General features: G+C 61.5%; 6 protein-coding genes and 1 pseudogene. 4 read left to right on the forward strand and 3 right to left on the reverse strand.

Translation table 11 applies throughout. The annotated features are described in order from the left end of the window. Nucleotides 1-70 precede the first annotated feature (70 nt). From LF252_RS06240 to LF252_RS06250, 3 genes are all read right to left on the reverse strand, one after another. Nucleotides 71-3754 (reverse strand): PKD domain-containing protein, encoded by a 3684-nt coding sequence (locus LF252_RS06240; RefSeq protein WP_226268688.1) that lies wholly within the window; start codon nt 3752-3754, stop codon nt 71-73. A 418-nt stretch (nt 3755-4172) separates the two neighbouring features. Next, nucleotides 4173-4994, reverse strand: coding sequence for a hypothetical protein (locus LF252_RS06245; RefSeq protein WP_226268689.1), 822 nt, complete (start codon nt 4992-4994; stop codon nt 4173-4175). A gap of 11 nt (nt 4995-5005) precedes the next feature. Continuing rightward, nucleotides 5006-5791: a hypothetical protein gene (locus LF252_RS06250; protein ID WP_226268690.1), complete on the reverse strand. Its 786-nt coding sequence runs from the start codon at nt 5789-5791 to the stop codon at nt 5006-5008. Nucleotides 5792-6040: 249 nt separating this feature from the next. Here LF252_RS06250 and LF252_RS06255 point away from each other — a divergent pair, with 249 nt between their 5' ends. The 4 genes and pseudogenes from LF252_RS06255 to LF252_RS06275 form a co-directional block, all read left to right on the forward strand. Then, nucleotides 6041-9283, forward strand: coding sequence for a tetratricopeptide repeat protein (locus LF252_RS06255; RefSeq protein WP_226268691.1), 3243 nt, complete (start codon nt 6041-6043; stop codon nt 9281-9283). 152 nt (nt 9284-9435) lie between these two features. Further along, nucleotides 9436-11127, forward strand: a complete 1692-nt coding sequence (locus tag LF252_RS06260) for a hypothetical protein (protein WP_226268692.1) — start codon at nt 9436-9438, stop codon at nt 11125-11127. A 194-nt stretch (nt 11128-11321) separates the two neighbouring features. Next, on the forward strand, nt 11322-12500 hold the full coding sequence (locus LF252_RS22775) for an HU domain-containing protein (protein ID WP_262904841.1): 1179 nt from the start codon (nt 11322-11324) through the stop codon (nt 12498-12500). 112 nt (nt 12501-12612) lie between these two features. Continuing rightward, nucleotides 12613-12846 (forward strand): annotated as a pseudogene (locus LF252_RS06275) (MotA/TolQ/ExbB proton channel family protein); the annotation flags it as partial.

The following is a 12846-nucleotide window of genomic DNA, read 5'->3' on the forward strand; positions in this document are numbered from 1 at the left end:
GGCAGCCGAGCACTCATCCGGTCCGTCATGCAGACCGGACGAGTGCTAAAACTACCATCGTGCGAAGAGCCTAGCGCAACAATTTGTACTGAATGGGCGAGGAGTGGCCCCCGGTGAGCTGCACGTAGTAGAAGCCGGTGCTGAACGGTACGCCCGCCATATCCAGCTCGGCTCGGGTGCTGCCCGTAAGTACCTGCAGCTGCCCCCGAGCCACTACCTGGCCTACTGGCGAGAGTAGCGCATACGTGAGCGGTCCGCTTTGCGTGGGCGGAAATGTGAGGGTGTACCGTCCATCTGGCGAGGGGTTGGGGTAGATGGCCGAAGGTGGGGCCATCCTCCGGCTATTGTCCGCGGCCAGCGGCCGGGCCGCTGGCGTACCGGTGGCCTGCCAGACTTCCAGGCCGGAAAGGTTGCAGGTGCCACCGCTGGTGGTCAGCTGCAACTGGCCGGTGGTGATGCTCACATCGAACGGGCCCAGCTTGCGCCAGGTGCCGGCCGGGCCACTGTTATAGTTGGTCTGTACGGTTTGCCCGTTGAGTGCTAGCGAGAAAGTTTCCGCGTTGTTGTCCTCCCACACGTAGGCCCACACCCGATACTGGCCGTTGGGCACCTGGCTCATCGTAGCCGATAAGCTGCTCAGGCTGTAAGCCGAGCTGCGGATCATGCTGGTGCGGGCAGCATCAGTGGCCGGCAGCAGGGCCACATTGTTGTTGGCGAAGAAGGTGCCGTTGGTGGTGAAGTTCGGGGCCGGCGTGCCGCTCCAGGCGTTGCCGTCCAGAGTCAAAGCGGGGCCGCCCAGGTTCACCGCCCGGTAGAAGGTATAGGTACCAGTTGGAGGAGCAGCGCTGACGGTGATAGTCACTTGGTCGGCCGGGCTGCTGGCCCCGGCGTTATCCTTCACTACTAGGCTGAATACATAAGTGCCGGCCACCAGCCCGCTGACGGTAGGCGCAGCCGCTGTCAGCGAAGAAAACGCTACCGTATTAGGTCCGCTCACCTGGCTCCAGCTGTAGCTGCTGATAGTACCATCAGGGTCGGTGCCGGAGCCGGCCAGTGTGGCAGAACTAGTCGGCAAAGCAATTGTCTGGTCGGGGCCGGCGTTGGCCGTGGGCAGCTGGTTGGTAGGCGGCGTACTGGTTGCCTGCCAGACTTCCAGGCCAGAGAGGTTGCAGGTGCCACCGCTGGTGGTCAGCTGCAACTGGCCGGTGGTGATGCTCACATCGAACGGGCCCAGCTTGCGCCAGGTGCCGGCCGGGCCACTGTTATAGTTGGTCTGTACGGTTTGCCCGTTGAGTGCTAGCGAGAAAGTTTCCGCGTTGTTGTCCTCCCACACGTAGGCCCACACCCGATACTGGCCGTTGGGCACCTGGCTCATCGTAGCCGATAAGCTGCTCAGGCTGTAAGCCGAGCTGCGGATCATGCTGGTGCGGGCAGCATCAGTGGCCGGCAGCAGGGCCACATTGTTGTTGGCGAAGAAGGTGCCGTTGGTGGTGAAGTTCGGGGCCGGCGTGCCGCTCCAGGCGTTGCCGTCCAGAGTCAAAGCGGGGCCGCCCAAGTTTACCGCCCGGTAGAAAACGTAGGCCGGAGCGGTGCTGCAATCTGGATTCAGGCGGATTTCCTGGGTGGTAGCCAGGCCGGCGGCATCCGTTACGGTCAGCACGACGCGGTAATAATAGGTTTCGGCCCCGCAGCCCAGCGGTGAGGTGGTGAGGCTGCCAGTGGGCGTGTTCTGCACGGGCTCGGGGTGCTCGTGGTCGGCGTGGTGGAGGTAGCACTGCCAGAGGTAGCTCAGCTGCCCGGCCGTGTGCTCTTGGTCCGTTACGGTAGCCGTGAGGGGGAAGGTGGTTTCGGCGGCAATGGAGTACAGCGCGTTGGCGGCCGGACTGGTAATAGCAACCTGCGGCGGGGTATTGTTGGCCGAAATCAGCAGCGTAGCCTGGCTGGTGAGGCCCTGGTTGTCGGTTACCGTCAGCTGCACCGAATACGCCGTCGGGGCCGCGCTGGGAGCCGTAAAGGTGTGCGCGGGATTGGCGGCCGTACTGCTGGTGCCGTCGCCAAAGTCCCAACGGTAACTCAGCGGCTGGCCTTCGGGGTCGGTGGAGGCGCTGCCCGTAAACTGCACGGCCAGCGGACTGGGCCCAAATTTCTTATCCGATGAAGCCACCGCTACGGGCGGCTGGTTGGCCGTGGTGTAAGTGATTTTGCGGATTTCGGATGGAAAGTTCACGTAGTACAGCCCCGGCTGCGAAGGATGCACGGCCATACCTACCACCACGGCTCCGGAGGGCACGAAGTCGCGTACCACCGAGGGCACATTGCTGCCATCCACGGTCATGTTGCGGACCCAGCCCCCCGAGTAGTCGCCGAAGAAATACGTATTGCGGTACTGGGCCGGGAAATCGGAGTAAGGGTAGAATACGCCGCCCACGCTGGCGCTGCCCCCAAACTGCGGCCCCGCCACCGGCGAGCCGGCCGCCCCCAGGTTGGCCACCGTGGCAGTGCTGCCGCTGAACGTGCCCGTGCGCGAAGGCCCGGTGCCGTGCTTCCAATCGATGAGCGGGCGGGAGTGCACGAAGGTAGGTACCGTGGCCGCAATAGCTTGGCCACCGCAAGGGTTCAGGAAGGTAGCCGTACCGGTGGGCGTGGCCTGGGTCAGCAAATCCTGGAAATAATAATACTGCTGGGTACAGCCATTTATGCCGTACTGCGGATTGGGCAGATAGTAGTTGTAGCGCTTCTGGGCCACAAACGAGCTGTTGGCTTCCAGCCCCTCAAACAGCGGCCAGCCCAGATTCTGGCCCGGCCGGCTCACCACATCTACTTCCTCCCAGGTAAAAAAGCCCACATCACCGATGTACAGCGTGCCGGGGTTGCCGGCTGCCGCCGAAGTGCTGCCGGTGCCGGGCCGCAGTGTCATCCGGAAGGGGTTTCGGAAGCCCAGGGCCCACACTTTGGAGCGCGGGGCCTGCGGGTCGGCGGCGTTGTAGAAAGGGTTGCTGGGCACACCCGCGCCGGTTTCGGGGTCGAGGCGCAGAATTTTGCCGTTGAGGCAATCCACCATCTGGGCCCGGAACGCGCCCACGTTTTCCTTGTCGGTGATGATGCCATCGGCCAGGGCTTGGGTGTAATAAGTGCCGGGGTTGCTGCCGAAGTCGGCATCGGCCCCGTTGGCCCCGTCGCCGGTAGCCACCAGCAGCGTCCCATCCGTCCCAAATACCAGACTGCCCGTTACGTGGCTGCGCTCCGTGGAGGCCACGCCGGTGGTTTTGGTGGCCCCCAGCAGTACCTTGCGGCTGGCTGGGTTTACCGTATATACGCCCCCGCTCAGAGTAGCCGTGTAGCGCGTGAGCCGGCCAATAGTGGCGCTGAAGTAGTCGTTGGTGGCGGGGTTATAGGCTGCCGTGCCGTAGCTGAGCAGGTAGTGGCGGTCCACCAGGTAAAAGAGGTAGAAGTAGCCGTTGGTTTCGAACTGCGGGTGCAGGGCAAAGCCCAGCAGGCCGTGGTCGTGCCAGGCTCCCACTTCCTCACTGATATCCAGCAGGAGGCGGCGTTGCCCGTTCTGCACCGTCCACACCTTACCGGGCCGCTCCCACACAAACATGTGCGAGCCGGAAGCCGTGAACGTGAGGCCCACGGCCTCATTCCATTGGTCGGATACCAGGGTGGAGGAGAAGCCCGAGGGTGGGGTTTGGGCCGGCAGAGCCAGCGGACCAAGCAGGCTCAGCAGGAGCAGGCAAAGAATACGGTAGCGCATAACGGAGGGGAGTTAAAATGAGACATGCCGCCTCCCAGCCAGCTGCCGGGCCGGGCAGCGGAACAAAGCCAGGAAAGTGGGGTGGTGGAGTAAGGCGCGGCCTGCAGTCCGCGCAACAACAGGCTGGAAGCAGCCTGCGGTCAGTCCGTTCGAGTTCAGAAAAGCGTTTGTGCCGGCCGCTCTACTATTGGCGGCCCGATACAATTGATGTACTATACCCTGCACCAGTGCCGGCCACTAGGGCGACACCACACCTGCAAATCAGCCCGGCTCCCGGCCGGGCCACCCAACGAGCCTCACGCAGCACTGAACGGTGGTGGTATAAGTAGTAATTTACAGTAATTTTTAAATAAAATATATAGCTTATTTAATAAATAGAAAAAGAGGCATTGTTCTGCTGTTCTGAGAAGGGGTTCCATTAATACCGCTTTTCCTTTCGTGCCGTACTCAGTTCCAGCAGATACTCGCAGGCCCGGCAGAAGGTGTCTGGTCTATCGGGGCTGTGGCGGAGTACCGCGTGGTAACTATCGGCCGTGTGGGCCTCCAGAATCCAGTAGGCCCCGTCCACTACAGTACTGGATTCACAGACCGTTTGTCGTGAAAAGCCACCCCGTTGCAGGAACTGCTGAAACTGCTGCCACTGCTGCGGCGTGAGGAGGCGGGTGGTTTCCAATTGCGGCAGTTGCTCGGCCGGGCGGTTCGTTTCGGCTAGCTTGCGTTGCACTTCCGGGTTTTTCTGTTCCAGGTCGAACTCGCGCTGTAGCCGGGCTGCTTCTTGGGGTGAGGCTGTTGAGGGAATGAATAGAATTACGGCAAGCCTGGGAGTTAAGGCTGATTTGGTGAGGAACTGAGTCCGGAGCGTGGCTCCGTCGGCCTGCTGGGTGAGCGTCAGTAATACGGGCCGATGAAAAGACCGAAGCCACAAAAACCGGTAGGTATCGTGGCCCAGGTAGTAGTTCGACAGCACCGGCGCCTCGAAACAGTGCAGATTAGCGGAAACCACACCGAATACCTCTCGGCAGTATTCAGCCAGTGCATTCTGTTCATCATCAGTCTGCTGGCTAACTGATGAGCCAGGCCTATTCATCGAAACAGCCGCCGGAAAATAGAATGTGCTGGAGTCCCGCGGCTGGCCCTGCGCATCCGAAACGGCCGGGTTCTGCGGGTAGCGTGACTGGCTGACAGCAGGCGAGGAGCAGGCTGCCAATAGCAGCGGGAATAGCAAACGGATACGGGGCATGGTGAATAGACTTAATACCGTTCCTCGTCCTTAACTGAGCTCAGATCAATCAGATATTCGCAGGCTCGGCGGAAGCCATCCTGTTCCTCAGGGCTTTGCCGTGCCACCTGATGGTAGCCGCTGGTCGTATGAGTTTCCAACAGCCAATACGAACCATCAAGCTCTCCGGGGCGCGGCTGGCAAGGACACATTTGGGGAAACTCAGTTTGCGCCAGCAGTTCTTGTAGATGCTGCCACTGCTCCGGTGTCACCGGTACCGTCGTTTCTTCCGCCTTTACCTGGGCTGCCCGGCGTTTGCCTTCCGCTACTTTGCGTTGAAACTCCGGGTCAGCCATGGTTTCCTTGTGATACTTCCAAGCCTGAGCCCGTCTCCGGGCCGAAGCAGTTGCGGGTAAGCTGTTGGGATGTAAAACGGTCAGGGTATGAAAGCCAGGATGCTTGTCTAAAAGCTGCGTGTGAAGAGTTGAGCCAGCAGCATCATGACGCAACGTAAGCAGCACGGGCCGATGGAAAGAACGTTCCCAAAGAAAACGGACAATATCCGTCCCCAGATAATAATTGGAGAGAACAGGTACCTCAAAATAAGTGAGTGTGTAAGAGGCACCTTCTAAATCACCCGCGCAGTTGGCAAACCGGACGGACGTCCGTATTCCAAACAACAGAAAGCCGTTTACTCTTCGGGAGGTAAGCAGGATGCAGAGAATCTGCGGCCGGAAAGTAGAACGTAGTAGAATCCCGCGGGTGGCCCTGCGCGTCAGATACAGCTGGGTTTTGCGGGTAAGAATGTGCTGAATCATAAGGCGAGGAACAGGCCGCCAGCAGCGGCAGAAACAATAAACCAATACGGAGCATAGATGGGCAGATAGAGGATAATCCAGTCGGCTGCAAGGTAGCATTCGGCTCCGCTGTACACCAAACCCACCCGGCCCCGCGTTAAAACCCGCAAAAAGGCCTATTCCGGGGCAACCCCGCCCGAACTTTTCGCTACTTTTGGCTGCCCCCGTTGCGGCTTGCCGCCGGGCTTCTCTTGTGCGTAACGCTTTCTGATGAAACTATTCCCCCGCCTGGCGCTGGCCGCCTCCCTTTCCGCTGCCGCCCCGCTGGCAGCCTCGGCCCAGCAAACGCAGGTGTTCACCGCTGATGAACGCCACTTCCAGGAAGGCCTCGAACTATTCGACCGTGGCAAGTACGGCGCGGCCCAGCAGGCTTTCCAACGCTACCTCGACCTGACCCAGCGCCGCACCGGCGAGCTGGCCCCCGGCCGCACCACCGACGCCGAGTACTACTACGCCGTGGCCGGCCTCTACCTGTTCCACCCCGACGCCGAGGACCGCATCCTGGGCTTCGCTACCCAGAACCCGGCCCACCCCAAGGCGGCGCAGGCCTACTTCGAGCTGGGCAAGTTCTACTTCGATAAGAAGGACTACGTGCGGGCCATCGACTACCTGCAGAAGGTAGGCCCCGATAACCTCTCCGACGACCAGCGGGCCGAAGCCGAGTTCAAGCTCGGCTACGCCTACTTCGCCCAGAAGGAGTTCGACAAAGCCAAGCTGCAGTTCGACCGCAACAAGCAGGGAAACCACCAGTACCGCTTCGCCAGCTCCTACTATGCCGGTTACCTGGCCTACCGCGCCGGCGACTACCCCGGGGCCCGCAAAGACTTGGCCGTAGCCGAGCAGAACGACGCCTACAAGCCCGTGGTGCCGGCCGTTATGTCGCAGATTTACTACAAGGAAGGCGACTACGACGGGCTGATTGCCTACGCCACGCCGGCCCTGCAGCAAACCCCGCCGCCCCAGAGCGCCGACGAGATTCAGCTGCTGGTGGGCGACGCCTACTACCAGAAGGAGGACTTCAAGCAGGCCGCCGAGTACTTCGATAAGTACGCCGCCGGCCGCAAGAAAATCGAGCCCGAGGTGCAGTACAAAATCGGGTACGCCAACTTCAAGCAGGGCGACTTCAAGGGGGCCATTGGCAACCTGAAGGGCGTGGCCGCCCGCCGCGACTCGCTGGGGCAGAATGCCGCCTATCACCTGGGCCTGAGCTACCTCAAAACCAGCCAGAAGCCGCTGGCCCTGAATTCGTTTGACGCGGCCCGCAAGCTCACCTTCGACAAGGTGATTACCGAAAACGCCACGCTGAAGTATGCCCAGGTAAGCTACGAGCTGGGCAACACCCAGGAAGTCATCAACTCCCTGCGCGACTTTGGCAAGCGGTACCCGCGCTCCAAGAACCGCGCCGCCGCCGACGACATCCTGAGCCAGAGCTTCCTCAACTCTTCCGACTACGCCCAGGCCCTCAACTACCTCGACAACCTCGACGACCGGAGCCAGAAGCTCAACGCCACCTACCAGCGCGTGGCCTACCTGCAGGCGGCCACCCTCTACAACGACAACCGCTACCAGGATGCCCTGCCAGTACTGGATAAGAGCCTGAAATACCCCGAGGATGAGGCTCTGCGTGCTGCGGCCCAGGTATTGAAGGGCGAAATCTACAGCATCGGGCAGCAGTACCAGCCCGCCATTACGGCCTACACTGCCGCCGCCCGCACGGCCCGCACCGGCACGGCCTCCGAAACCGACTTCGACCAGAAGGCCCGCTACGGCCTCGGCTACGCCTACTACAACACCAAGCAGTACGACCGGGCCCGGCAGCAGTTCCAGGCCTGGCTGCAGGACCCCGTTGCCAAACCCACCAGCCCCAACTACTACGACGTAACCCTGCGCCTGGGCGACACCTACTACATCAGCAAGCAGTACCAGCAGGCCCTCGACCAGTACAACAAGGTCATTCAGGCCAACGCCGCCGACAAGGACTACGCCTACTACCAGAAAAGCGTGGTGCTGGGCTTGTTGGGGAAGCGGGAGGAAGCCAGTGCTACCCTCAGCACCCTGCTCAAAACCTCGCCCAACTCGCGCTACGCCGACGACGCGGTGTACCAGCAGGCCCAGCTTGACTACGAAGCCGGCTCCTTCCAGCCCGCCGTGGACGGCTTCAGCAAGCTCATCAACAACCGCCCCAACTCGGCCCTGATTCCGCAGGCGTTGCAGAAGCGCGGCGTGGCCTACCAGAACCTGGACCAGCACGACAAGGCCGCCGAGGACTTCAAGCGGGTGCTCACCCAGTTCCCGCGCACCAAGGCCGCCAGCAGCGCCATTTACAGCCTGCAGGAAAGCCTGAGCGCCCAGGGCAAGACAGAGGATTTCGACCAGTACCTGGCCCAATTCAAGCAGCAGAACCCCGACAGCAAGGCCACCGAAAGCGTGGAATTTGAGGCCGCTAAGTCCTTGTATCTGGCTGAGAAATACGCCCAAGCCATTCCGCGCCTGGAAAGCTACCTCCAGCAGTACCCCAGTACCGCCCTGGCCGCCGATGGCCGCTACTTCCTGGCCGATTCCTACCTGCGCACCGGTCGCAAAACCGACGCACTGCCCCGCCTGAAAGCGGTGGTAGAAGAAGGCAAGAGCGAGTTTGTGAACCGGGCCGTGGGCCGGGTGGCCGACCTGGAGTTTGAAAACAAGAACTACGCCGAGGCCGCCAAGTACTACGGCCGCCTGCGCGAGGTGTCGCAGAATAAGCGCGAGGTGGCCAACGCCAGCATCGGGCTGATGAAGAGCTACTACGAGGCCGGCGACCTGGAAGGCACCCGCCGGGTGGCTCAGGAGCTGCAGGCCCAGGGCGGCGCTTCGCTCAACGCCACCAACCTGGCCCTACTGTACCTGGGCAAGGCCAGCTACAAAGCCGGCAGTCTGGAGCAGGCCATTGGGGAGCTGACCACGGCCGCCGCCACCGCCAAGGACGAAAGCGGGGCCGAGGCCCAGTACCTGATTGCCAGTGCCCTCTACCAGCAGAAAAAGTACCCCGAGGCTCTGGATGCCGCTTATAAGAGCAACTCCGACTTCGCCAATTACGACCTGTGGCTGGGCCGGGCCTTTCTGCTGATTGCCGACGTGTACCGGGAGCAAAACGAAATCTTCCAGGCCCGGGCCACGCTCAATTCCATCATCGACAACAAATTCCCGGTAGCTGAAATTGTGGCCGGAGCCAAGGAGCGCCTGGCCACCCTGCCCGCCGACCCGGCCGCTACCCCGGCCCCGAACACGCCGAAAACCACGCCCAAATCGGCCCCAACTACCACGCCCAAATCAACCACTAAACCCGCTCCGACCACCAAGCCGACCGGCAAAACCACCACGGGCAAAACGCCGGTGCGCAACTCGCTGGCTCCCTCGGAGGCGCAACCCACCGACACCACCAGCAACCCCAGCACCACGCCCCGGGAGGAATAGCAGCGCAGCAACTGTAGCTACAAGCACTGCTTGAGGCAAAGCGCAATAATTGGTTGATAATAAGAACTAAACCCTGAGTAATAGGAGAGAGGCTGCCAGCAGCTTACAGGCTTGGCCCCAGCTTTTTTCCTTACTTGAGTTTCCCAGATAGAATGACAAATTCGTCGAAACTGCTGGCCGCTGCGGCCCTGCTGACTGCCACCGCCCACGGTACCGATGCCTGGGCGCAGAAGACCCGCGGCAAGATTGAGGATGCCGAAATTGAGATTGTAAAGGAGCGGGTGAACGAGCTGCCCGAAGCCACCCGCAACTTCGAAAAGGTAAAGATTGAGGCGCCTACCAAATCCACCGAGCCCGTCAATTACTCCTTCCAGGATTTCCGCCTGCCCGCCGATAAGCTCAACCCCTCGGTGCGGGTGCTCACCATCCGGCAAGAGGAGCTGGCCCCGCTCACCGGCAACTACCTGAAGGCCGCGCTAGGGAACTACGGCACCGCCTACGGCCGGGCCTACCTGCACAACACCCGGTCCGAAACTGGCAGCTACGGCCTCGACTTCAAACACCTTTCCTCGGCCAACGGCCCGGTGGACCGCCGCAACTCCGGGCAGAGCCAGACCAGTCTAGGCCTGAACGGGGAAACCTACCAGGGGCCACTGGTGCTGGGCGCTAAGATTGACGTGGGCCGGGAGCGGTACAACTTCTACGGCTACAACCGCAACGTGCCCCAACTGCCCAAAGAAGACAGTATCAAGCAGGTATTCAAGCGCGCCGCCATCAAGGTGTACGCCCGCAACCGGGCCCGCGACGCGGCCTTCCAGTACGACCTGGGCCTGGGCTTCAACTACTGGTCGGACTTCTACAACGCCCGGGAAAGCAACGTGTACGCCACCCTGCGCTCGGGCTACAAGCTGGGCGAAACCAGCCGTGTGAGCGTGAACGGCGACGTGTCGTTCATCTCTCACAAGGACTCGCTCACCGTAAGCCGGCCCTTCGTGCAGGTAACGCCCGCCTACGAGGTCAACTTCGATAGGCTGGCCCTGTCGGTGGGGGCCACCCTGGGCTACACCGGCGACACCATTCAGCGGGCCCGGCAGTTTAACGCCTACCCGGCCATTCGGGCAGCCTACACCGTCACGGAGGATAAGCTGGTGGCCTACGCTGGCCTGGGCGGCGCTATCCAGCGCGTGACCATGTACGATTTGACCACCGAAAACCCCTGGCTGGCTCCCAACGTGCGCGTGGCCGATACCCGCCGCGGGCCCACGCTCTACTTCGGGTTCCAGGCCACCCCGGCCCGGGCTCTAGAGGTGAATGCCCGCGTCACGCTCAGCAACGACCGGAACCTGTACTTCTACAACAACTCCCGCCGCGACTCCAGCAAGTTCGACTTGGTGTACGACCCCAAAGCCACCCAGCTGGTAAATGTGCACGGCGAAATTATCTACAATGCCGCCGAGCAGTTTCGTCTGGGCTTCAAGGCCGATTACAACGGCTATAACGTGAAGACGCTGGCCAAAGCCTTCCACCGCCCGGCCTTCCAGTCGGTACTGTTTGGCTCCTACAACTTCTACAACAAGCTGCTGGTGGGCGGCGAGCTGTACACCTACAGCTCCAGCTACGGCACCGGCCTGCTGCGACACTCAGGCATAGGCCTGCCGTACCGGGAAGTAGTGCGCCCCACCGACACCGTAATCGACCTGAATCTGCGCGCCGATTACCGGATTATGGAAAATCTGAGCATCTTTGCTTTAGGCAACAACCTGGTCGGCCGCAAGTACGAGCGGTTCCTGAACTATCCGGTGAAGGGAATCAACGTACTGGCCGGCGTGACGTATGACTTTTAATCCGGCACTGCCGCAATGCAGCAAATCCTAGCTAATTCCTTGTCATCCTGAGTGCAACGAAGGACCTTGTGCCGCCGGAGCGAGTCGTTAACCTGACGCCGTTTTGCCGGAACAAGGTCCTTCGCTGTAAGCAGGAGGACGGGATTTGCTCCGTTTTCGCTTAGTGCTTTTTTCTTACCAGTACCCGCAACCGAATGCTTTCTGACCATATCCGCACCTTGCTCCGGGACCATGACTGCGTCATTATTCCTGATTTCGGCGGCCTGATTGCTGATTATGCCCCTGCCCAGATTCATCCGGTGCGGCACACGCTGGCTCCCCCGGCCAAGCGCGTGGCCTTCAACCAGTCGCTCACCCGCAACGACGGGCTGCTGGTAGATGCTCTGAGTGCCCAACTGAGCATCAGCACGGCCCAAGCCCGGCAGCTGGTGCGGGAGGCCGTGGTACGGATGGAGCAGGAGCTGGAAAGCGGCCTGCGTACCGAACTGAGCGGTATTGGCGTGTTTCATCGGGCCCCCGGCCGCGGGCTGGAATTTGAATATACCGGTGCCCAAAACCTACTGAACGCCAGCTTTGGCCTGCCCGAGCTGGTGTCGCGCCCGGTGCGGGCCACCGACGCTCTATTGGCCCGGGAACGGCCCGCGGCGGCTCCACTGCTGGCCTCTTCCCGGTCCCGGTGGGCTACCCGCGCGTTTCGCACGGTAGGCACCGTGGTAATTGCCGGATTGGTACTGTCGGCCAACTACATCTTCGCCGATATGTTCGGCTACCTGCCCGAGCAGTTGCGGCTGCCCCAGGCGGGCGTGACTAGCGCCGCACCCGCTCCGGCCGTGCAGCCGGTTCTCAGCCAGCAGGCCGCCCTGGGCAACCCTTCGTCGGAGCTGGCGGCTACGCCTGAGCCCCGCATGGCTGCTACGCCTGCCGTGGAAGCCAGTGTGCCCGCTGCCAAGCCGGTAGTGGTGAAGCGGCCCGTGGTGGCGGCTACGGTAACCGCCAAGCCAGCAGCCACACCCGCTCCGAAGCCGGCGGTACAAACCGTGAAAGGCAAAGCGGCGGCTAAACCAGCCACCAAAGCCCCGGGTTGGGAAAAAGCTGCGGCTACCAATGCAACCAATGGTGCCGCTTCCTCGACAATTAATCACCGCACGGGTCGTTACTACGTGGTAGCCGGTTCCTACACCACGCTGGCCAACGCCGAGAAGGGCCGGCAGGCACTGGTTCGGCTGGGCCACCCGGCCCGCGTGATTCTGCCCGCGCCCGGTAGCCGCCAGTACATGCTGTCGGTAGCCGACTTCCCGGATCGGGCCTCGGCCGACCGGCAGGCCAGCATCCTGCGCAAGCGCATGGGTGACCTGTGGATCAAAAATTACTAACCTCCCACTTGAAGTAATTACTACGCATTTGTGAAAAGCTAAAATACTCAGGGTTACCTTGTTAGGGCCTTGGTATTTTAGCTTTTCTTTTGCTTCTCACTTTCTCTCCCGCATGACGCACCTGCTTTCCTTGCTGCTGCAACTCCAGGTAGGCGACGCGGCTCCCGCCGCCACGCCCGCCGCTGCTGCCGACTCCGCGGCCACGGCTGCCAACGCTGCCGCGGCGGCCGCGCCCGGCCTCTCGCTCATCGACCTGATTCTGGCCGGGGGCTGGATTATGGTGCCGCTGTTCCTGCTCTCGTTTATCTCCATTTACATCATCATTGAGCGCTACATCACCATCCGC

The sequence above is a fragment of the Hymenobacter pini genome, assembly GCF_020421205.1.
Taxonomy (GTDB): Bacteria; Bacteroidota; Bacteroidia; order Cytophagales; family Hymenobacteraceae; genus Hymenobacter; species Hymenobacter pini.